18 protein-coding genes and 3 pseudogenes are annotated in these 22,216 nt (G+C 62.5%); 8 read left to right on the plus strand and 13 right to left on the minus strand.

All coding sequences use genetic code 11. The annotated features are described in order from the left end of the window. Positions 1-2: 2 nt before the first annotated feature. Together IV454_RS26555 and lepB are read right to left on the minus strand one after the other, a co-directional pair. Positions 3-875 (minus strand): hypothetical protein, encoded by an 873-nt coding sequence (locus IV454_RS26555; protein ID WP_206088607.1) that lies wholly within the window; start codon positions 873-875, stop codon positions 3-5. A gap of 234 nt (positions 876-1,109) precedes the next feature. Continuing rightward, positions 1,110-1,778: a signal peptidase I gene (gene lepB, locus IV454_RS26560; RefSeq protein WP_206088608.1), complete on the minus strand. Its 669-nt coding sequence runs from the start codon at positions 1,776-1,778 to the stop codon at positions 1,110-1,112. Between the two features lie 91 nt (positions 1,779-1,869). Here lepB and IV454_RS26565 point away from each other — a divergent pair, with 91 nt between their 5' ends. Next, positions 1,870-2,580, plus strand: a complete 711-nt coding sequence (locus IV454_RS26565) for a hypothetical protein (protein WP_206088609.1) — start codon at positions 1,870-1,872, stop codon at positions 2,578-2,580. A 55-nt stretch (positions 2,581-2,635) separates the two neighbouring features. On the opposite strand, the gene IV454_RS26570 is transcribed toward IV454_RS26565, so the two are convergent. Continuing rightward, the gene (locus tag IV454_RS26570; RefSeq protein ID WP_206088610.1) at positions 2,636-3,064 is read right to left on the minus strand and encodes a CPBP family glutamic-type intramembrane protease; all 429 of its coding nucleotides are present in this window, start codon (positions 3,062-3,064) and stop codon (positions 2,636-2,638) included. Between the two features lie 284 nt (positions 3,065-3,348). Here IV454_RS26570 and IV454_RS26575 point away from each other — a divergent pair, with 284 nt between their 5' ends. Then, complete coding sequence (locus tag IV454_RS26575) at positions 3,349-3,543, plus strand: hypothetical protein (protein WP_206088611.1); 195 nt, start codon at positions 3,349-3,351, stop codon at positions 3,541-3,543. 220 nt (positions 3,544-3,763) lie between these two features. Here the strand turns inward: IV454_RS26575 and IV454_RS33625 are convergent. The 3 genes and pseudogenes from IV454_RS33625 to IV454_RS26585 all read right to left on the minus strand — a co-directional run. After that, a pseudogene (locus tag IV454_RS33625) lies at positions 3,764-3,910 on the minus strand (transposase domain-containing protein); the annotation flags it as partial. Positions 3,911-3,919: 9 nt separating this feature from the next. Next, a pseudogene (gene tnpA / locus IV454_RS33695) lies at positions 3,920-4,141 on the minus strand (IS66 family insertion sequence element accessory protein TnpA); the annotation flags it as partial. A 77-nt stretch (positions 4,142-4,218) separates the two neighbouring features. After that, positions 4,219-4,401 (minus strand): hypothetical protein, encoded by a 183-nt coding sequence (locus IV454_RS26585; protein ID WP_206088613.1) that lies wholly within the window; start codon positions 4,399-4,401, stop codon positions 4,219-4,221. Between the two features lie 40 nt (positions 4,402-4,441). Between IV454_RS26585 and IV454_RS26590 the strand changes: the two genes are divergently transcribed. Further along, positions 4,442-5,646 (plus strand): IS3 family transposase gene (locus tag IV454_RS26590; protein ID WP_206088614.1). Its coding sequence is split into 2 segments (ribosomal slippage): positions 4,442-4,727 and positions 4,727-5,646, totalling 1,206 coding nucleotides; the frame shifts between segments, so codons are not numbered across the junction. A gap of 145 nt (positions 5,647-5,791) precedes the next feature. Here IV454_RS26590 and IV454_RS26595 read toward each other — a convergent pair. Beyond that, positions 5,792-6,097 (minus strand): hypothetical protein, encoded by a 306-nt coding sequence (locus IV454_RS26595; RefSeq protein ID WP_206088615.1) that lies wholly within the window; start codon positions 6,095-6,097, stop codon positions 5,792-5,794. 291 nt (positions 6,098-6,388) lie between these two features. Here IV454_RS26595 and IV454_RS33100 point away from each other — a divergent pair, with 291 nt between their 5' ends. Both IV454_RS33100 and IV454_RS26605 read left to right on the plus strand, forming a co-directional pair. Then, positions 6,389-7,324 carry a hypothetical protein gene (locus IV454_RS33100; RefSeq protein ID WP_229521864.1) on the plus strand — a complete coding sequence of 312 codons (936 nt, stop codon included), beginning with the start codon at positions 6,389-6,391 and terminating at the stop codon, positions 7,322-7,324. A gap of 18 nt (positions 7,325-7,342) precedes the next feature. Further along, positions 7,343-8,110: pseudogene (locus IV454_RS26605) on the plus strand (transposase family protein); the annotation flags it as partial. A gap of 29 nt (positions 8,111-8,139) precedes the next feature. Here IV454_RS26605 and IV454_RS26610 read toward each other — a convergent pair. The 5 genes from IV454_RS26610 to IV454_RS26630 form a co-directional block, all read right to left on the minus strand. Beyond that, positions 8,140-8,934 (minus strand): SDR family oxidoreductase, encoded by a 795-nt coding sequence (locus tag IV454_RS26610; RefSeq protein ID WP_206088617.1) that lies wholly within the window; start codon positions 8,932-8,934, stop codon positions 8,140-8,142. A 9-nt stretch (positions 8,935-8,943) separates the two neighbouring features. Continuing rightward, a complete protein-coding gene (locus tag IV454_RS26615) occupies positions 8,944-9,846 on the minus strand; it encodes an SPFH domain-containing protein (protein ID WP_370663175.1) in 903 nt (300 codons plus the stop codon). A 41-nt stretch (positions 9,847-9,887) separates the two neighbouring features. Next, on the minus strand, positions 9,888-10,310 hold the full coding sequence (locus IV454_RS26620) for an NfeD family protein (protein ID WP_206088618.1): 423 nt from the start codon (positions 10,308-10,310) through the stop codon (positions 9,888-9,890). Positions 10,311-10,491: 181 nt separating this feature from the next. Then, the gene (locus tag IV454_RS26625; protein ID WP_206088619.1) at positions 10,492-11,358 is read right to left on the minus strand and encodes an SDR family oxidoreductase; all 867 of its coding nucleotides are present in this window, start codon (positions 11,356-11,358) and stop codon (positions 10,492-10,494) included. 45 nt (positions 11,359-11,403) lie between these two features. Beyond that, entirely contained in the window at positions 11,404-12,063 is a 660-nt protein-coding gene (locus tag IV454_RS26630) for an O-methyltransferase (protein WP_206088620.1), read from the minus strand. Between the two features lie 128 nt (positions 12,064-12,191). Here IV454_RS26630 and IV454_RS26635 point away from each other — a divergent pair, with 128 nt between their 5' ends. Then, complete coding sequence (locus IV454_RS26635) at positions 12,192-12,824, plus strand: TetR/AcrR family transcriptional regulator (protein WP_206088621.1); 633 nt, start codon at positions 12,192-12,194, stop codon at positions 12,822-12,824. Positions 12,825-12,938: 114 nt separating this feature from the next. Here IV454_RS26635 and ppsA read toward each other — a convergent pair whose 3' ends face one another. Next, on the minus strand, positions 12,939-15,371 hold the full coding sequence (gene ppsA, locus IV454_RS26640; RefSeq protein ID WP_206088622.1) for a phosphoenolpyruvate synthase: 2,433 nt from the start codon (positions 15,369-15,371) through the stop codon (positions 12,939-12,941). Between the two features lie 179 nt (positions 15,372-15,550). Here ppsA and ppsR point away from each other — a divergent pair, with 179 nt between their 5' ends. Then, positions 15,551-16,399, plus strand: coding sequence for a posphoenolpyruvate synthetase regulatory kinase/phosphorylase PpsR (ppsR, locus tag IV454_RS26645; RefSeq protein WP_206088623.1), 849 nt, complete (start codon positions 15,551-15,553; stop codon positions 16,397-16,399). A gap of 3 nt (positions 16,400-16,402) precedes the next feature. Further along, a complete protein-coding gene (locus IV454_RS26650; protein ID WP_206088624.1) occupies positions 16,403-22,039 on the plus strand; it encodes a DUF3320 domain-containing protein in 5,637 nt (1,878 codons plus the stop codon). The last annotated feature ends 177 nt before the right edge of the window (positions 22,040-22,216 follow it).

Genomic DNA, 22,216 nt, shown 5'->3' on the forward strand with positions numbered 1-22,216 from the left:
GGTTACAGATCATTGCGCAGGAGAGCGTCGAGGCCGAAGCAAGGGCGGCGGCTCTGGTTGTGCGACAGTGTCTCGCCGCCCAGCCTGGTCTTGTCCTGGAACCAGGTACTGCCCGCGCCGGCCTGGCTGGCGCACGACAGGAAACCGTCCGAGCAGGCCGGCAGCCATGCCTGGGTGATTTCCAGCCCGAGCTGGGTGGGATAGCCGCCGCAGTAGCTGGCGCTGTCGAAGACCATGGTCTTGACGTCGGTGCCGACCACCGCATAGAAGTTCTTGGGCAGCGCCGGGCGGCCGGCGGTGCCGTACATCCAGGTGGCGTTGTAGTTCGCCATCCAGCTGACCTGCTGCATGCGCACCGCGTCCGACTGTTGGCCCAGCAGCCAGCCGAGCGAGGATTCGAAGACATTGCCGCTGATGGTGGCGTCGGCCAGCGGGGTGCCCAGGGACGACGGCGCCAGCGCGTTGACCCAGCGGATGGTCTTGATGATGCCGGGGAAGCGGCTGTCCTGGGTCGGGTTAGACATCAGCCAGCGCATCATGTTGCCGCCGTGGGAGTGGGTCTCGACCACCAGGTCGGTGATGTTGTTGGCGGCGATGAAGGCGCTCAGCTGCTTGCCGAGGCAGCCGCTCGCCTCCGGCGCCCAAGCGTACTTCGAGAAGTCGCAGGCCACCACCACGTACAGCGCGGGATTGGGCAAGCCCTTGCGCACCGCGTCGATCATCTCCCGGGTCCAGTATTCATTGGTGGCGTCGGGGTGGTTGCCGGTGCCGTGCACGAATGCCACGCCGGTGTTGCCAGCGCTGGCCGCCAGAGGAAAAGCCGCCGCCAGCGCCAGTGCGCAAAGGCGCGCGCGCCATCGCTCGTTCAGTACCATATTGTTGTCTCCCTGTTGTTATCGTCAGTAAGCTACGACCGGGCCATGGTTGGCCGGCCGCCGTTTACGCAGGGGAGGAAAAACTGAGTCGTCCGTCCGCGCATCGGGGATTGCTACGATGCATCAGACGGAGTTACCGATTGAATACGGATGGAGGATGTCGGTTAAAATGTATTAAAACTACAACAACGTTAGCCGATGGGGGAGCGGAGAAAGGGAAGGACTGGGCGCTGCTCAGGGTATCTTCATGCCGAAGCGTTCCATGCGCGGCATCCAGTTAGCTTCGATATCGGCCGAGACAAGGATGCGCTCGGCACGCCCGATCAGCAGATGGCGCGGCACCATGCCCACCATGCGCGAATCGGCGCTGCGGTCGCGGTTGTCGCCCAGCATCATGAACTGGTCCCTGGGCACGGTCACCGGACCGAAGTCGCGCGGCGCCATCAGTTCCGGGATGACCTGGATGCGGCGGCGGTGGCCGTCGAGCGTTTCGTCGATGCGCTGGGCGGCGACGGTGGTGGTGTTGGCGAGCACCTCCATGGCGGTGCCGGCCGCCGCGTAGCTGGCGCGTTGGCCATTGATGATTAGCTGTTCGTCGCGCATTTCGACGATGTCGCCGGGCAGCGCCACCAGCCGCTTGATCAGGCGGGTGCCGTCCGCTGGCGAAGAAAAGGTCACCACGTCGCCGCGCCGCGGTTCGCCCACGCGCGCCAGCACCACGTCGGTCAGCGGAATCTTGACGTTGTACGCGAGGCGGTTGACGAACACCACATCGCCTTCGAGCAGGTTGGGACGCATCGACCCCGACGGAATCGGATTCCAGTCCGCGATGGCGGTGCGGAAGACACCGAATAACAACAAGAACAGGAACCAGCCTTTGTTATCGCGCACCAGGTTTTTCATGCCGCCCTCCTCTGTCAATGGTGAACAAGTTATACCCGGACGATCTTTAGCGATACTTAACGCCGGGTGACAGGTGAACATTTGACTAACGTTGCTTGCGAAAAAATTGTATTACTGCCAAAATCCACGCGACATCCGGCCCGGCCAGGGTCTATTCCTTCAGAGAAACATTCACATCAGCATGCATACACGTCCGCTTTACCTCGCGCTCATTCTCGCGACCCTCAGTACAGGCGCTCACGCGGGCCTGAACAAATGCAAGGGGGCCAACGGCCACTTCACGTTCCAGAACGCGGCGTGCGATCCGCCGAATGCCCGCCCGGCCAGGATGCCGACCTTGGCCGAGCGCAATGCGCTGAGCAAGCAGCAAAGGCAACAGGATCAGCAAAAAGAGAAATACGCGGACGACCGGCCTGGCGCCAATTGGGACCCGGCCCGCAAGCCGGGAGCATCCCTGCCGCCGATGACGCCGCCGCAAGCCCCTCAAGCGAGCGCGCCGGCTGCGGTGGCGGCCAAGTCCGCGCCCGCGTCCGCGCCGAAAGCGGCGCCTGGCGCGCCGGTGAAAAGCGAGTATGAGCAAAAGATGGCTGCGGAGAAGGTCGAATCCGACAAGGCGAAGACTCGCGCGAGCAACAAGGCGATCGAATGCAGCAACGCGCGCCAGCAGTTGGCCGGGCTGTCCCGCGATGGCCGAGTCGTTCAGAGCGTCGACAAAAAGGGGGAGCGCAATTATCTGGCGGACGATAAACGCGGTGCCGCCGTCGCCGAAGCCGAGCGCAGCGTCGCCCGCGCCTGCAATTAAATCACCTTGGGGGCGCCGAACTTCGTTCGCGCCTTCTGGATGGTGGCCGACACAATTAGTTGCCCAGGCATATCAGGATCATCGCGGTCAGGTTGATCAGCATATGGGGCACGCAGGCCGCCACGTACGCTTGCCGGAGCGACTGGCCGCTCCAGTAAAGATAGGCGTACGAAAAAGCCAAAAATGAGCAGACCGTCCCAAAAAACCACGATAAGGCGAAAAGCCCATGTGCGGCACCAAAAATCAGCGCGCAGATGCCGGCGATCAGACATGGCTGATTGAAATATCTGGAAAGGCCCTTGATAGTCAGCCCGAGCAAGAGTGACTCAACGACTGGGGCAAAAATAACGGCGCCAAAAAATTCGGCCAATGACGCCGACCGCGGCGGTGGATCAGACATGACGATGCCGAATTGCAGGGCGATCCAATCAGTTGCAATCGACAAGCAAACAGAAAGAAACAGCGCTACTGCGTAGCTCAGCAAGCAGGTCTGCCATAGACCGCAGCGCTTCTGTATTGGACTTATGTGAAGGGTCGACATAATTACCTTTGAGCAATCAATGTGTCCTATCTTCGCATTTAGGCCAAGCGAATACCATACGGCATTTTCATAAATTGGCATCTGTTGACGACCATCAAGCCATGGTCAATCTTGCCTACAAATACGAATAATTAAGCAACGGAATTTCCAATATCAATACTGCTCGTCAGCGGCCCGCCTAGAATAAATGTACTTATCACGTGATAAGCGACGCTAAGGAGGCAACAATGGAAGAGATGAGCGCAAGCGAAATTGAAGCGGTATCCGGGGGCTTTCGAAAAGCTGCGGTACGATTTGTAGCAACCATGATTTACGAGGGGATCGGAAGCTATGCCTCGTATTTGATGAGTTCAGGCCCCGGTAACGGCGTCGATATGACCCCCGAGATGACTGCCGTGAACGGGGGCAATTCGGGGGCGTGATCGCTCGCGCTGCGATGCCAAAATTCGCGCAGTACGCGCGAATTTTCGTTTACATTGCTGACAGAGACGTCAATGCAAAGCGGCCGTTGCAGAATACGAGTGGAAAAATACTGTTCATGCAATAGCACACGATTCATCGTAAGCGTCTAGCCTGCACCGTCTTGAACCCGGCTTGGAATTGCCAGATGATGGCATCACACCGCTGGGAAGCGGCGTGTTTTCAGGCCGAGGGAATCTGCGCGGCGCAGTTCCAGGGCAGGAAGTCGTCGACCCGGTTGACCGGATGATCGGCGATGTGGGTCAGCACATGGCACAGCCAGGCCTCGGGGTCAACGCCGTTGAGCTTGCCCGCGCCGGCCGGCTCGACCAGCGGCATCTGCGCCGGGGCCGGGGGCATCACGCGGGCGTCGATGAAGCCAGTTGCCGGCGTCGCGTCGCTAGTCTTGCCCAACTGCTTGCGCCAGCGGTAGAACGTCGCCTCCGACACCAACTCCAGATGGCAGAACGGCTTGATCTGCTGACCGCAGGTGGCAAACCGGGCCAGCCGCCGGCGCCACTCCACTTCCTTACGCGATTGTTTTACGACCATCCCATACATGACCAATCTCCATCGCCGTGTTGAACATGAAGGAGATTGTGCCGGCGCCGGCCCCTGCCGGATACAACGCCGCTGGCTTACCGCTTACCGGCGCCCGGCAGAAACCGGCCAAACAGAATCTGGTCGGGCAGCGCGGCGCGCTTGACGTGGCTCGCGCGCAGGCCGAAGCCCATGGTCGAGGCGTCGGCGGCGGCCAGGCGCAGGCGGCACCAGCGCGGAACGAAACCTATAGTGGATCCACATTTTGAGACAGTGGCCACGGGGTAGTTTAAGCTATCGTCCTTGAAAGGATGACAGCAAATGGGTGAAGCAAAAAAGCGCAAGGTACACACGGCCGAGTTTAAGGCGAAGGTCGGCCTGGAGGCGGTTCGCGGGGTCAAGACAATCAGCGAGATCGCGCAGTCATACGCCGTGCATCCGCAACTGGTCGGGCAGTGGAAGAAGGAAATTCTTGAGTCCGCAGGGGCGCTGTTCGAGGGTAAGCGCGGGCCCAAGCCGGCCGAGGACAAGGGCGACGAAGAGCGGCTGTATGGCGAGATCGGGCGGCTGAAGATGGAAGTCGATTGGCTCAAAAAAAAGTTGGGGGTGTGAGCCAGGAAGCCAGGATGAACTGGATCGACGGCGCCGAGGAACTGCCTCTGAGCCGACAGTGCGAGCTGGCCGAAGTGCCGCGCGCGACGGTGTACCGGCGACTGACTGCCAAGGTGCCGGAAGATGCTGGTGCCGAGGACTTGCTGTTGTGCCGGCTGATCGACGAGCAATACACGAACCGGCCGTTCTACGGCAGCCGGCGCATGGTGGTGTTCCTGCGCGCGGCGGGCCACGTCGTCAACCGCAAGCGCGTGCAGCGACTGATGCGCCGCATGGGGCTGGCCGGGATGGCGCCGGGGCCGAACACGAGCAAGGCTCATCCAGAGCACAAGGTGTATCCGTATCTGTTGCGGGGCGTGCCGGTGACGCGGCCCAACCACGTGTGGTCGACAGATATCACCTACATCCGGTTGGCGCGGGGATTCGCCTACCTGGTGGCGGTAATCGATTGGTACAGCCGCAAGGTCCTGTCCTGGCGGCTCAGCAACAGCATGGATGCGTCGTTCTGTGTGGACTGCCTGGAGGACGCCCTACGCGAGCATGGCAAGCCCGAGGTGTTCAACAGCGATCAGGGTTCGCAGTTCACGAGCAAGGCGTTCACGGACGTGCTCAAGCGCGAACGGGTGGACATCAGCATGGACGGGAGAGGGCGGGCCCTGGACAACATCTTCGTCGAGCGCCTGTGGCGCAACGTGAAGTACGAGGACGTGTACCTGAAGGGCTACGCCAACATGGCCGAGCTGATGGTGGGATTGGCCCAGTACTTCGCGTTCTACAACGCGGAGCGTCCTCACCAGTCCCTTGGCTACGAGACGCCCGCCAGCGTCTATCGCAGCGGGACCGGCGGCGGAGCGCTGATCGTCGACAAGTATGGCGACGCCGAGGCGGTCGTTGAGGGAACGGTGTGCGGGTAGAAAGCCCTGCCGGGGGCGGCCACTGGAGGATGATGCCCTCCAGCGGCATGATTAGAGAATCACGGGGCAGCGCCGACCAGCTGCAGCGGTGGAAACGGACACAGCTTAAACTTGCTGAATAATTGTCTTGACCGATGGGTCCACTTTAACCGTCCTGCTCGCCGCGCGCGACGTGCCAGTCGTTGAGCGAGGCAATGGCGCTCAGCGACAGCTTGGCGCGCGCTTGCGCGAACGCCTGTTCAGACACGGTGCGCAGCAACCGGGACTGGCCTTGCAAATGGCCAAAGTACACATCGAGCTCGGCCTGAATGCCCATGCGCATGCCGGTCAGCATCAGCGCCACCAGGGCCGGCAACGGCAATTTGCGTTGGCGCGAAAAGGCCGTCGGGTGTTCGGGGTGGCGGGCGGTTTGAAGAAATTCGGCGGACCGCAAGCCTGCGGCGAGGTCCATAAAAAGTGCTGCACGGGACATGGCAACCAGTAAGGTAAAAAATCTCCCTGGCGGCGCATTTTATGATCGTCATGTCAATCTTTTTATTGCGTTTGAAGCGTATTTTTAAGGGGAATCCTTAACTTGGGTGGATTGCATCGGTAAGGGAAATAATTATATAATTCATCATATCAAAATAGCAATTTCATTGCGCGAAATGGCACCATCATGTTTTGTTAGAATTATAGAAACTATGATATTTTTAGCATTGAGCTCATCGGAAAACCATCTAAGGTAAGGTAACGAACGACCATGAAGAAATCGATTCAGAAGAAAAGTCAGCTGGCAAATCACGCGACACGTCTGTCCAAAATTGCCGTATTTGGTTTCTCTGCCACGCTTGCACTGGTAGGCTGCGGTGGCGGCGACTCGTCGACATCTCCGGTACCAACACCGACGCCAACACCGACGCCAACACCGACACCAACCCCAACGCCGACGCCGACGCCAACACCGACACCAACCCCAACGCCAACGCCAACGCCGACGCCGACGCCAACACCAACGCCAACACCGACGCCAACAGGTAGCAGCAGCGCTTGCAGCTTCGACGGCAGCCCCCTCTTCGTTGCAGGCAATATCATTCAAACCGACGGCAATATGTACAATACCGATGGATCGATCATCGGTACCGAAAGGCACATGCTGACGATTGCCGACGGAACGAGTTTTCACGGTACAAGTGGTTTGACGGAACAAACCGACGACCTTACATTGACCTATTCCAGTGCCGTTGGCGGTAGCACATCGAACACCAAGAACAAGGCCTACAGTAATTTTGTTGGCGGTGAATTCTTTAACTATGGATTTACGTCTTCGACCACGGTTGCGGGAAATACCACCAACGTCCTCACTTACTTCTCGCCGCCGGCATCGACTGCACCGTTTCAACCGGCGTTGAATACACCGTACTCGCGCACGTATACGACGGTGACCGAGGTCGATGGCAAGGCGCAACCGGCATCGACGCAAACAGTTACCACGACATTTTCGGTGGAGCAGATCACAGTGCTCGCTGGCACTTTCCAAGCGTGCAAGCTCAAATCTGAAGTGTCGGGACCGCAAGCAAATGTGTACTATATGTGGACGGTAGGCAGTGGCCGCCTGAAGGGGATCACGCTGATGCAGGCGGGCGGCGACGGTGTCAAGCGCTCGGAAGCCAAAGTCATCTTGCTGAACGGCCAGTAACGCTAGCTTGACGCATGCGAGCGCCTGCTCGCTGCCGACCGACCTGTCCTGTTGCGCAAGGATAGCGGCTCCGACAGTGCCAATTTGTTGTTGCAATGCGAGGCCGGGCGCGAGCGCCTGGTGCCGCTCGGGCGGCACCAGGACGATGTCATCAAGTGCAATCCCCGCAAACAGGACAAGGCAGCCTGGGTGGCGAGTGCCGAGCAAGCCAATGCGTTCAGCGAGGCGCGCCCCGGCAAACGCTGCGCCTTGCTGTCGCGGCAGATTGAGCGCGCCCGCGGCAAGGAACGCCGGACCATGCGCCTGGTCGTGTTGGTCACCGAGCGCAGCATCGACAAGAAAGGGCAGCACCTGATCGAGCCGGCGCTTGAGATCGAAGGCTGGTGGACCAGTTTGGACGCGGCACCCGAGGAAATCATCCGACTGTATCGCCGCCACGGCCCCCATGAACAATTTCACTCCGAAATCAAGACCGACCTCGACATGGAACGTCTGCCGTCGGGCGAGTTCGACAGCAACGATGCGATCATGCATCTGGCGATGTTCGCCTATGACTGCTTGCGCCTATTCGGCCAGCTTGGCTTGACAGGCGAAATTTCGCCGGTCAGGCATCCGGCGAAACGTCGTCGTTTAAAAACGGTGCTGCAGGAAATCATGTACCGGGCGGCCAAATATGACGACCATGCACGCCGACTGGTGCTCGACTTCGGCCGCACGGTCAAGATGCACGCGACATCTCCTGTGCTCTGCAAGCGCGTCTGTCGGAATCATCTTCCAACCAAGTAAGCCGTTCCGCTCCCCCTGCCGCTCGCCAGCTACTGCTCCTTCACCGCGGCCAGCGCCATCCGCTCAACCATCCCCGGCGCGATCAGCTTGAGGAAACGTCCTACCTTACCTTTGGTAGTCATCACCACCTCACGCTTGCGCCGCTCCATGCCATCGATGATCTGGCGCGCGCATTCTTCCACCGTCATCGCGCCCTCTTCCTTGAGCAGGCTCTTGCCCAACTGCTGACCGGCCGCGTTGTAGCCGTGATGGCGGATCTGCGTGGCCACCACGCCGGGATAGGCGGTCGTCACGCTCACCCCCGCGCCCTTCAACTCGGCGCGCAGGACTTCGAAGAAACCAGCCATCGCAAATTTGGTCGCCGCGTACGCGCTCCGTCCGGGCACGCCGACCAGTCCTGACAGCGACGACACCGCCACGATGCTGCCGCGCGCCGCCTTCAGGTGCGCCAGCGCCGCGTGCGTGCACCACACGCTGCCCCACAGGTTCACCCGCATCAAGTCCTCGTACCAGCCCAGGTCCTGCACATCCTCGAAACGCGCGTGGGCCGAGCGGCCCGCATTGTTAATGAGCGCGTCGATGCGGCCGAAGCGCGCCACCGCGGCCTCGATCAAGGCGATGCACTCGGCCTGCATCGATACGTCGGTCGGCACGCACAAGGTCTGCGCACCGAGCGACTGGCACTGCCCGGCCACCGAATCGAGCATGGCGCCGTTGCGGGCGGCCAGCACCAGCGCCACCCTGGCGCCGTCGCGCGCGGCCAGCTGGCGCGCCATTTCGGCCCCGATGCCGTCCGAACTACCGGTGATGACGATCACGCGCATGGCCGCTCCTTACTTCTGGGCTTTGACGATCTGCATGGCGCTGGCGATCAAGCCGCTCATCTCGCCCAGATTGGCCGGCACGATGATCGAATTGTTGGTCTTGGCCAGTTCCGAGAACGCATCCACATACTGCTCCGCTACCTTGAGGTTGACCGCCTCCTGCCCGCCCGGCTCGCGGATGGCGGCGCCGATCTGGCGCAACGCTTCGGCGTTCGCTTCGGCCAGCGCCACGATGGCCTTGGCCTGGCCCTCGGCGCGGTTGATCGAAGCCTGCTTCTCGCCTTCGGAACGGGCAATCGCCGCTTCGCGCTCGCCGGTGGCGATGTTGATCTGCTCCTGCTTGCGCCCTTCGGAGGCGGCGATCAGGGCGCGCTTTTCGCGTTCGGCGGTAATCTGGGCCTGCATCGAGTGCAGGATTTCCGCCGGCGGCGTCAAGTCCTTGATCTCGTAGCGCAAGACCTTCACGCCCCAGTTGGCGGCCGATTCGTCGATGGCGTTGACGATGGTGATGTTGATGTGATCGCGCTCCTCGAAAGTTTTATCAAGTTCCATCTTGCCGATCACCGAACGCAGGGTGGTCTGCGCCAGTTGCGTGATCGCCGCCAGATAGTTCGACGAGCCGTACGAAGCGCGCATCGGATCGGTGATCTGGAAGTACAGGATGCCGTCCACCTGCAACTGCGTGTTATCGCGCGTGATGCAGACCTGCGGCGGCACGTCGAGCGGGATTTCCTTGAGAACGTGCTTGTACGCGATGCGGTCGATGAACGGCACCACGATGTTCAGCCCAGGGGCCAGGGTCGCATGGTATTTGCCAAGGCGTTCGACCACCCAGGCATGCTGCTGCGGCACCACGTTGATGGTCTTGAAGACGAACACCAGCGCCACGACAAAGAGGACGATTGTCATCATTCCGAAAACTTCCATAGGCTACCTCTTTCAGTTGTTGTTATCTACTTGTTGGCGACGATCAGGCGGCTGCCCTGCACTTCGACGATCCGGAAACTGCCCGCTTCGGCCAGTGCGCCGGGGCCGAGTTCCACATCCCACGGCGCGCCGCGGTACATGACGCGCGCCTTGCCTTCGCTCCAGGTGTCGACGTTGACGCTCTGGCCAATATCCATGTTCACGTTCGGATCGCGCGCGCTATTCTGGCGGCCGGGCGCACCGAAGCGGCTGCGGTGCAGCAGCCCGGTGGCGATCACGCCGACCACGGCGGCGGTAAGTATCTGGCCCGGCGTACCGTAGCCCATCAACGCCGCGATGGCGCCGCACGCCATCCCGATGGCGATCATCAAGACGTAAAACGTGCCCGTGAACAATTCAAAAATTACCAGTGCGCCAGCCAGCGCCAGCCACCACGTCCAGTCAGCCATGACACTCCTCCAGGTTATAAAAAGCAAAAACCCCCGTGGCCCGGGATGGACGACGAGGGTGAGAATTTGTTAGAAAGTTAGTATTTATAATGGTCTTGTTGGATTAACTTTAATGCGCTCAGTCTATCGGGTTTTGGGGAAGAGTCAACTACTCAATCATGCTCGTTCCGGCAGCACCGTTTTATCCGGCGTAGTAGCCCGGCTGGTCCAGATCGGCGAGGAAACTGGGGCCTTGCGGCGTCCAGCCGAGCAGTTCACGCGTGCGCGCACCCGATACCGACATGTCCGCACCAGCCATGTTGGCGAACCAGCCGAAGTGTTCCCGTTCCCGCGATACTACCGGCAGGCCAAGGTGCTTGCCGATCATGCCTGCGAGCACCTTGAAAGCTACCTGCTCGTCCGCGACCGCGTGATACACGGATTCACTCACGCCCTGCTCCAGCGCGAGGCGGTAGACCCGCGCGGCATCGTCCCGATACACACCAGACCAGCAGTTATTGCCTTCACCGAGGTAGGCCGATACGCCGGTCTGCCTTGCCAGGCGCACCAGGATCGGCACGAAACCATAATCGCCAAGACCGTGCACCGACGGCGCCAGTCGAATCGTGGCGGCGCGCACGCCACGTTCGGCAACCGCCCGCGCGGCGCTTTCCGATAGTCGCGGCGAGGCGGGATCGGGCAGGTCGGTCTCGCTCGCGCCCCTGCCCATGCCATACAGGCCCGAGGTGACCAGCAAGGGGCGGCTTGAACCTTCCAGGGCGCGCCCCAAGGCCCCGATCACGCGCCGGTCCTGTTCGCAGTTGTCCAGGAATCTGGAAAAGTCGTGGTTGAACGCGGTGTGGATCACGGCATCGGCTGCCGCGGCGGCGGCTTGCAGGACGTCGAGGTCGTCGAGCGTGGCGCGCAGGACCGTGGCACCCGCTGCCGCCAGGGCAAGCGCCTTTTCGCTGGAGCGGCTCAGCCCCGTGACCCGGTGTCCCGCACCGATCAGTTCCTGAACTACCGCCGATCCGAGCCATCCAGTGGCGCCGGTGACAAATACATGCATCTGATTTCTCCTGAATTGAAATTGGTAACAGCGTTGGAAGCCAGGTCAGCCCAGCCGCATCGACAGTTCGACGTCGCCGGCGAACGGCACGGACAGGTAGCCGCTGCCGGGCGAGCGAACGTGGGCCAGGTATTGCGGGCAATAGTCGGCGTTGTCGGCGATGATCAGCGCGCCCGGCCGCAGGCGCGCCTCGACCAGCTGCAGGACGTCGGCATACAGCGCCTTGGCGCCGTCGAGCAGCAACAGGTCGACCGACTCGGGCAGGTCGAAGGCCAGGGTTTGAAGCGCATCGCCCTCCCTGATCTCCACCAGGTCGCTCAGGCCGCCTTCGATCAGATGGTCGCGCGCCTTCTCCGCCTTGGTCGGCTCGAATTCGCTGGTGATCAGGCGGCCGCCACCGTTGTCGCGCAGAGCGGCAGCCAGGTGCAGGGTCGAGATGCCGAACGAGGTGCCGAACTCGACGATGGAGCGGGCCTTGGCGCTGCGCGCAAGCAGGTACAGCAAGGTCCCGGTGTCGCGCGAAACCGGCAGCCAGAGATCCTTCGCGCGGCTGTAGAACTCCTGGTAGTCGGTTTTACTCAGCATCAAGCGCTCGCGTTCCTCGCTCGACATGGCGGCGATGGCCGGGCTGGTGGCGGCAGCGGCCTGCCGGAACAGGCGGTCCAGCAAGGCCGGCAGCGGAGCGGTAGTCAGTGTGTTGGTCATGAAAATGTTCCATTCGAATGTGGGCGCGCCCGGCGCCCGGTTAAAATGCGACTGATTCGTCGTGTTGTTATAATATGAGGAATTAGTCGCATTTCCTATTCGCATTTTTTTCACCTTCCCTCGGTGCCATGAACAAACGTCAAATTCCGCAAATCTCCTCGCGCAAGGCCCCCAAGCAAGCGCGCTCGACCGAGCTCGTCTCAGCAATCCTGGAAGCGGCTATTCAGGTTTTGGCGCAGGAAGGCGCCCAGCGCTTCACGACGGCGCGCGTGGCCGAGCGGGCTGGTGTCAGTGTTGGATCGATATATCAATATTTTCCGAACAAGGCGGCGATCCTGTTCCGGCTGCAAAGCGACGAATGGCAGCAGACCACGGACATGCTGCGAAACATCCTGGAGCAGACGCACAAACCGGCGTTCGAGCGCCTGCGCGCGCTGGTGCATGCCTTCATCCGGTCGGAATGCGAGGAAGCCGGCATGCGCGTCGCGCTCAGCGATGCGGCACCGTTGTACCGGGATGCGCCAGAAGCGCAAGCGGCGAACGCTGCGGGAGACAGGATTTTTCAGGATTTCATGCGCGAGGTGCTGCCACAGGCAGCGGAGGCAAGCCGCACACTGGCCTGCGACCTGATCACCGCGACCTTAGGCACCGTGGGCAAGGACTTTTCGGAAAGCCCGCGTACGCTGCCGGACATCGCAGCCTACGCCGATGCTATGGCCGATATGTTCTGCGCCTACCTGGAACGGTTGGCCCGCCCCTGAGAGCGCTCCGCGTTCGTTTCGGCCGCTGAAAAACAAAAACCGCCGTGTCCGCGCATGGCGGAAACGACGGTTTCAGGGGGCGCGACCGGCGCTGTTACGCCGGACGGTCATGCATTACAGTGCAGCCAGTTTTTGCCAGGTATCGATCACCGAATCAGGATTGAGCGACATCGACTCGATGCCCTCGCCCATCAGCCACGCCGCGAAATCCGGGTGGTCCGATGGCCCCTGTCCGCAAATGCCGATGTACTTGCCCTGCTCGCGGCAAGCCTTGATCGCCATCGACAGCAGCGCCTTGACGGCCGGATCGCGCTCGTCGAAATCGGCTGCCAGCAGTGCCATGCCCGAATCGCGGTCCAGGCCCAGGGTCAGCTGGGTCAGATCGTTGGAACCGATCGAGAAGCCATCGAAGAACTGCAGGAACTCATTGGCCAGGATCGCATTCGACGGCACTTCGCACATCATGATCAGGCGCAGGCCATTTTCGCCGCGCTTGAGACCATTCTTGGCCAGCAGGTTGACGACTTTTTCAGCCTGGCCCAAGGTACGCACGAACGGCACCATGATCTCGACGTTGGTCAGGCCCATGTCATTGCGCACGCGCTTCATGGCGGCGCATTCCATCTCGAACGACTCGGCGAAGTCCGGCGACAGATAACGCGCGGCGCCACGGAAGCCCAGCATCGGGTTTTCTTCATCCGGCTCGTAACGCGAACCGCCGATCAGCTTTTTGTACTCGTTCGACTTGAAGTCGGACAGGCGCACGATCACCGGCTTTGGCCAGAATGCCGCGGCGATGGTGGCGATGCCTTCGGCCAGCTTGTCGACGTAGAAGGCCTTCGGCGAGGCATGGCCGCGTGCGACCGATTCCACCGCTTTTTTCAGGTCCGCATCGATGTTCGGATACTCGAGAATCGCTTTCGGGTGCACACCAATATTGTTATTGATGATGAACTCAAGACGCGCCAGACCAACGCCGCCGTTCGGAATCGACTGGAAGTCGAAGGCCAACTGCGGGTTCCCGACGTTCATCATGATCTTGGTGGCGATCGGGGGCAGTTCGCCGCGCGCCACTTCCGATACTTCGGTTTCGAGCAAGCCGTCGTAGATCATGCCCTCGTCGCCTTCGGCGCAGGACACGGTGACCAGCATGCCGTCTTTGAGCGTCTCGGTGGCGTCGCCGCAGCCAACAACGGCCGGCACACCCAGTTCGCGCGCGATGATCGCGGCGTGGCAGGTACGGCCACCACGGTTGGTAACGATGGCGGAAGCGCGCTTCATCACGGGTTCCCAGTTAGGGTCGGTCATGTCGGCCACCAGCACGTCGCCCGGCTGCACCCGTTCCATTTCGGACGGATCGTGAATCACGCGCACCCTGCCCGCGCCGATCTTCTGGCCGATGGCGCGGCCCTGGGCCAGCACCGTGCCGCTCCCTTTGAGCTTGAAGCGCTGCTGCGCGTCGGTCGGTTTTTGCTGCGACTTGACGGTCTCCGGACGCGCCTGCAGGATGTACAGCTTGCCGTCGCGGCCATCCTTGCCCCACTCGATGTCCATCGGACGGCCGTAGTGGTTTTCGATGATGACGGCGTACTTGGCCAGTTCCACCACTTCGGCGTCGTTGAGCGAATAGCGGTTGCGCATTTCGATCGGCACGTCGACGGTCTTGACCGAGCGGCCGGCCTTGGCCTCGTTGGTGAATTCCATCTTCAGCAGCTTGGAGCCGATATTGCGGCGGATAACAGGCGACTTGCCCTGTTCCAGCATCGGTTTATGCACATAGAATTCGTCGGGATTGACCGCGCCCTGCACCACCGTCTCGCCCAGGCCATAGCTGGAGGTGACGAACACCACGTCCTTGAAGCCGGACTCGGTATCGATGGTGAACATCACGCCGGCGGCGCCCAGGTCCGAGCGCACCATGCGCTGCACGCCGGCCGACAGGGCCACTTCGGCGTGGGTAAAGCCCTTGTGCACGCGGTACGAAATGGCGCGGTCGTTGTACAGCGACGCGAACACGTGCTTCATGGCTTCCAGCACGTTGTCGATGCCGACCACGTTCAGGAAGCTCTCCTGCTGGCCAGCGAAGGATGCATCCGGCAAGTCTTCCGCAGTGGCGGAGGAACGCACGGCGAACGACATTTCGACTTCGGAATCGGCAACCAGGCGCGCATAGAAGCTGCGGATTTCTTCTTCCAGGCGGGCCTGGAACGGCGTTTCGACGATCCATTTGCGGATTTCGGCGCCGGCCACGGCGAGCGAGCGCACGTCGTCGATGTTCAAGCCCTCAAGGCGGGTCGCGATGCGGTCGCCCAGGGACGGGCCGCCGTCGATGCCATGCGCGAGAAAATCGCGGAAAGCGTCGGCCGTGGTGGCAAAGCCGCCCGGCACGCGGACACCGGCGCCAGCCAGTTGGCTGATCATTTCGCCCAGGGAGGCGTTTTTTCCGCCGACCGATTCCACATCGGTCATGCGCAAGGTCTCGAACGATGCGACGTACACACCGGTGCGATCCGGTTCCTTCAATGCTGAGGTAGACAAGCTGGTCATAACAAACACCCTTACTGATAGTAGAAATCTGTACGCAGAGCGGGACTGACTATGTTTTCTTGTTATTCTTTGGGTCGTGCCGCACAATTGATGCGTTGCAGAGCATTTTACAGCCTGCGCCGCGAATTTACAGCGCACAACTTGAAACATTGGCAGCACAGGAAGCCGACACGACAAATATGACCACAGATCCACGCCCACCCCTGCCCACCTCCGCCCGCACGGTGTTTTTCGTTTCCGACGGCACAGGTATTACGGCAGAGACATTCGGCCATGCCGTCCTCACCCAGTTCGAAATGCGTTTCCGCCAGGTACGCCTGCCCTTCATCGACACGCTCGACAAGGCCTACGACGCGGCGCGCAAGATCAACGAAGCGCTCACCACGGATGGGCAGCGTCCGATCGTGTTTTCGACCTTGGTCAAGCCCGACCTGTCGAACGTGATCCGGCAGTCGCGTGGCATGCACATGGACTTGATCCAGACTTTTGTTGCACCATTGGAACAAGAACTGGGGGTCAAGTCGACCCACACCATCGGCCGTTCGCACAATATTGTCGACAGCCAGGAGTACAAGAACCGCATCGAGGCGATCAATTTCTCGCTGGCGCATGACGACGGCCAGTCGCACAAGAACCTGGCCTCGGCCGACGTGATCCTGGTGGGCGTGTCGCGCTCGGGCAAGACGCCGACCAGCCTGTATCTGGCGATGCAGTACGGCATCAAAGCGGCCAACTATCCGCTCATTCCCGACGATTTCGAGCGCGGCCGCCTGCCGTCGAACCTGCCGCCATTCCGCGACAAGATTTTTGGCCTGTCGATCACGCCGGAGCGCCTGTCCGAAATCCGCCATGAGCGGCGCGCAGGCAGCAAGTACGCGTCCATCGAAAATTGCCGCTACGAAGTCAACGAGGCGGAGCTGATGATGAAGCGCGAAGGCATCCGCTGGCTGTCGTCGACCACCAAGTCCATCGAAGAAATCGCCACCACCATTTTGCAGGAAATTAAACCGGATCGCCGCGAGTATTAATTCATGAGTGAAGCTGAGAACAAGAAGACCGACCTGCTGTCCAAACACCCTGACGGGGCGGCGCCCGAGGCGGCGCCGGAGAAACTCTCGGAGTTCCTTGATGGCAATCTCAGCGCGCACGACAAGCTCGAACGCGCGCGCATGGAATTGCTCGACCTGTCGGCGCGCAACCGGCTGCTGAACATTCCGCGCTCGGCCAAGGCGACCCGCATCATCGACGTGACCGACGAGCGCTCCAGCGACATTTTCCGCATGCTGGTGACGGAAAATCGCTCGCTCACCTTTTTGCCGGGCCGTAACGCCGCCTATCCGGGCGGCGCGCCCGAGTCGGACCAGGATGCCGACGTGCTCGACGAACTGGCCCAGCCCGACGACGCCGTCGACGAGCGCGGCGTCATGCTGCGCCATAACGACACCAAGCTGCAAACGAAGCTCACCTCGAAAGGCCTGCAAAAGCGCCTGCTCGACCTGTGCAACGACGCCCGCACCCTGGAAGAAGAACAGGGCGTCAACATCCTGTTCCTCACGCTCGGCACCCTGAAATGGATCGACCCGGCCAACGCCAGGAATATCCGCTATGCGCCGCTGATCCTGATTCCGGTCAGTCTCCAGCGCGGCAATGCGGCCGAACAGTTCAAGTTGCGCTGGCGCCAGGAAGAACTGTCGGCCAACCTCTCGCTCGAAGCCTTCCTGAGCCGGGTGCACGGCATCACCCTGCCGCCGTTCGAGGCCGGCGACGACTTCGATCCGGCCGCCTACATGGGCGACGTTTCGCGCGCCATCGCGTTCAAGCAGGACTGGCGCGTCCTGGCCGACGACGTCGTGCTGGGCTTTTTCTCGTTCGCCAAATTCCTGATGTACCGCGACCTCGACCCGGCCGTGTGGCCGGTGCAGGAAGGCTTGCTCGGCCAGCCGCTGATGCGCGGCCTGCTGTCGGACGGCTTCACCAGCGACGCCTTGACGATCCCGGACGGCACACCGATCGATGCCGTGATCCCGCCATCGGAACTGCTGCACATCGTCGACTGCGACAGTTCGCAGGCGCTGGCCGTGCACGACGTGCGCAGCGGGCGCAATCTGGTGATCCAGGGCCCGCCCGGCACCGGCAAGTCGCAAACCATCGCCAACATCATCGCCTCGGCGGTCGCCGACGGCAAGAGTGTGCTGTTCGTGGCCGAAAAAATGGCCGCGCTGGACGTCGTCAAACGCCGGCTGGATCACGCCGGCGTGGGCGACGCCTGCCTTGAACTGCACAGCAACAAGGCCAACAAGCGGGTGCTGCTGGAAGAACTGCGCCGCACTGCCGACCTGGGCGCGCCGCGCGGCGAACTGCCCGCCACCCTCAACGCGCGCCTGCAACTGGCGCGCGACACCCTCAACGGCCACGCGGACCGCATGCACGCGCCGCACCCGGTGGCGCGCCTGACACCCTACCAGGTGATTGGCCACATCACCGAATTGCAGCGCCAGCGCATCGCGCCGCTGCAGGATGCGTTCGACCAGGCCGACACCTGGACACCGGACGAACGCGCGCAGCGCTACCAGCTGGTGAGCGAACTGGCGCAACGCTTGGCCGACATGGGCTTGCCGTCCCGGCACCCGTGGCGCGGCGTGCGCATGACGAATATCTCGCCGACCGAAATGGAACGCCTGGGCCAGCGCATCACGCATTCGAGCACCGGCTTGTCGGAATTGGCGGCCAGCCAGACCGGCCTTGCCGCCTCTCTCGACATGGGTCCGCCCGACAGTTGCGACGATTTTACCCGCATCGCCGCCATGGCCGAACGTGTGGCCAGTGCGCCGCGCCTGTCGCGCCAGGCCATGTCGTCGCCGGTATGGCGCACGCAGCGCGAAGAACTGGCCAATCTGGTGGAACTGGGCACGCAGTACGCGCAGCTGGTCACTTTTTTGGAAGGCAAAGTCTCCCCCGCCGCCTGGACGATGGACCTGAAACCGGCGCGTCTGGCGCTGCGTCCCCTGCCGGCAGGGATGAGCGACGAGGCGTTCGGCCGCATCGCGCGTCTTGCGGCGCAATTGCCGGCCCTGTTGCAGGATACCGAGCGCCTGCGCCAGCACCTGGGCGCATCCGCCCGTACCGGCACCCTGGCCGATATCGGCAAGGCCCTCATGCTCGGACAGCGCATCGCTTGCGCGCCGGACGTCAGCGCCGAGGTACTGGCGGCCAGCGTCTGGGACCACGGCATCGAGCAGGCCGCCGACCTGGCCGAGGCGGTGGCGTCGCTGCAGGAAGCGCGCGGCTACTTGCAGAACAAGGTTCTCGACTCCGCATGGGAGGCCGACCTGACAGGAGTGCGCCAGGTACTGGCCATCCATGGCGGCAGCATGCTGCGCTTTCTGCGTGACGACTGGCGCCATGCCAACGGCTTGGTCAAGTCGGTGCTGCGCGCGCCCGACATCGACCTGGCCAGCCAGATCGACATTCTGGACCGTTTGTCGGCCGGCCAGCAGACCATACGTTTTTTGCGCGAGAACGACCAGCTCGGACGCGCCGCGTTTGGCGCCGACTGGCGCTCCGAGCGCTCGTCGCCGGTGCCGCTGCGCGCCCTTGTCGCGTGGATGCGCACCCTGCGCGGCATGGGGCCGGAACCGCGCCTGATCGCCGCCAGCGTGAGCGACCGCCCTGCCTTGGCCGTGCGCGTGGAGCACGTCCAGCGCTCGCTCGACAACACACTGACCTTGCTGCGCGACTGCTGGAACGACTGCGGCGCCGCCATCCGCGACATGTTCCCCGATATCCTGACGGTCGAACATGCCGACCTGTCGGCGGTGGGCACGTTTGTCGCCACCATCGACGGCGTCCTGGGCACGGTGCGCAGCGCGCTGGCGTTCCGGCCGGCGCGCCTGTCGGACCTGCTGCCGGTGCTCGACGCCTTGACCACCGCACAGCGCCTCTCGGCCAGCATCCACGGCGCGCGCGCGCTGGGCGAGCAAGCCTTCGGCGCGCACTGGCAAGGCGCGGCCTCGGACTGGCCGTTCCTGGTTGGCGCGGCGCAGTGGATCGCCGCCAATCCGGCCCTGCCGGAAATGGTGGCGCGCCACGAGGAACGCGGCCTGCCGCTGCAGCGGGCCCGCGTGCTGGAACAGACCTATATCGCCTGGAACAACGAGCTGACAGGCTTGTTCGAGACCCTGTGCGCCGACGCCCAATCGCTGTTCGGCCTTGAGCGCATCGCGCAGGTGCCGATTGCCGACATATTGGTGCACTTCGGCCAGTGGATCACGCAGGCCGAACAGTTGTCGCGCTGGGTCACCTGGCGCGAGCGCAGCGGCAAGGCGCGGCTGATGGGCATGGCCCGCCTGGTCGACGAGATGGAAAGCGGCCGCCTGGCGGCCAGCGACGCGCCGGCCTGCTTCAACATGAGCTATTTCGAGGCGCTGTATGCGGCCCAGGTGCGCGCCGAACCGGCCCTGGCCACGTTTGACGGCCAGGTGCACGACAGCGAAGTGCGCCAGTTCGTGGAACTGGACCTGCAGCGCATCGCGGCGGCCAGCATCGAAGTGGCGCGCGCGCATTTCAAGCGCATTCCGCAGGGCGGCGGCGCCATCGGCCCGCTGGGCGTGCTGCGCGGCGAAATGGCGCGCCGGCGCGGCCACATGCCGATTCGCCAGCTGATGCTCAAGGCGGCGCCGGCGATCCAGGCGCTCAAGCCGGTGCTGATGATGAGCCCCTTGTCGGTGGCGCAGTTCCTGCCGCCCGGCCAGCTCACCTTCGACCTGCTGGTGATGGACGAGGCCAGCCAGATCCAGCCGGTCGACGCGCTCGGCGCGATCGCGCGCTGCCGCCAGGTGGTGGTGGTGGGCGACGAACGCCAGCTGCCGCCGACCCGCTTCTTCGCCAAGATGACCAGCGACGCCGGCGACGAGCTTGATACCGACGGCGGCGAAGCGCAGGTGGCCGACATCGAAAGCATTTTGGGCCTGTTCACCGCGCGCGGCCTGCCGCAGCGCATGCTGCGCTGGCACTACCGCAGCCGCCACCAGTCGCTGATCGCGGTATCGAACAGCCAGTTCTACGAGAACAAGCTGTTCATCGTGCCCAGTCCCTACACGCAGGAAGCGGGCATGGGCTTGCGCTTCACGCACGTGGCGGATGGCGTTTTCGACTCGGGCAACACGGGCACCAATGTGCCCGAAGCGAAGGCGGTGGCCGAGGCCATCATGCGCCACGCGTTGCAGACACCGCAGCATTCGCTGGGCGTGGCCACCTTCTCGGTGGTGCAGCGCAAGGCCATCGAAGACCAGCTCGAGCTGCTGCGGCGCGCCAACCAGCGGGCCGAAGGCTTTTTCCAGTCGCATCCGAGCGAACCGTTTTTTGTGAAGAACCTCGAAAACGTGCAGGGCGACGAGCGCGATGTGATCCTCATCTCGGTCGGGTACGGGCGCAACGCAAGCGGCCAGGTCAACATGCGTTTCGGGCCGTTGAGCGCGGAAGGCGGCGAGCGCCGTTTGAATGTGCTGATCAGCCGCGCCAAGCGCCGCTGCGAGGTGTTCTCGTCGATCACCGACGAAGACATCGACCTCGAACGCGGCAAGGGCCAAGGCGTGCGGGCGTTCAAGCTGTTTTTGCGCTACGCGCGCACCGGGCAGCTCGGCGTGGCCGTCAGGAGCGGGCGCGATTACGACAGCATGTTCGAGGTCGACGTGGCGGCCGCCATCAAGGAACGTGGCTTCGAGGTCCATCCGCAGGTCGGCATCGCGGGCTTTTTCATCGACCTTGCCATTCCCGACCCGGACCAACCGGGGCGCTACCTGCTGGGGATCGAATGCGACGGCGCGGCGTATCACTCGTCGAGTTCCGCGCGCGACCGCGACCGGCTGCGCCAGGCGGTGCTGGAAGACCATGGCTGGATCATCCACCGCATCTGGAGCACCGACTGGTTCCAGCGTCCGCAGGAGCAACTGGCGCGCGTGATCGCCGCCATCCATGAGGCGCGCAAGACGCTCGACCTACGCGCGGAAGAGAGTAAAAAGCTGCATCAGGCGCCGGCGCCACAAAGCGTGCGGATCGAGCGCGAGATCGTCACGGAAGTGGCGATCGTGCCGGTGGAGGAAGCGCCGCAGCGGCGCAACCGCTACGTGGAAGCGTCCATGGTGCGGCCGAGCGGCGAGTACGAGCTGCATGAAGCGCCACTGGAGGTGCTGGTCGACCTGGTCGAACAGATCGTCTATATCGAGGGGCCGGTCCATCTCGACGAGATCGTGGTCCGGCTGCGCAAGGCCTGGGGCTTGCAGCGGGTCGGCTCACGCATGGAAGCGGCCACCGAGAAAGCGGTCGACGCGGCCGTCGCCAGCGGCCTGGTGGCGCGCCTGAACGGCTTTGTGTGGAAGCCGGGCAGCCCGGTCACGGTACGCGACCGCACGTTCGTGGAGTCGGATGGCCTGCGCCGCGCCGACATGCTGCCGCCCAAGGAGATCGAAATGGCGATTATCCAGGTGGTGGAACGACACTTCGGCGCCAGCCAGGAAGAGATCGTGCGCGGGGTGCTGAAGATGTTCGGTTTTAAACCGATTCAGGGACCGCTGCGCGACGCGGTGCAGATGCGCCTGAATTTGATGGTGCGTGAAATGGTGCTGGTGGCCAGCGGGCCGGTGCTGGTGCTGTCCGAGCATGGGCGATAGTCGCAGATAGTACGTGAGGCAGATTCCCACCAAATTGCTAAACTGTTCTATTCGTTGCGCGTCGGTAGAGGTTGACTTTCCCGTTGTGATACTGACGATTTTCGAGACCAATATAGATGTCTGACCGATCAGGAGATGTGCATGGCTTGTCAACTTCCACTCGAAACGACATTGGGC

Origin of the sequence: Massilia antarctica, from assembly GCF_015689335.1 — a bacterium.
Classification (GTDB): Bacteria; Pseudomonadota; Gammaproteobacteria; order Burkholderiales; family Burkholderiaceae_D; genus Telluria_A; species Telluria_A antarctica.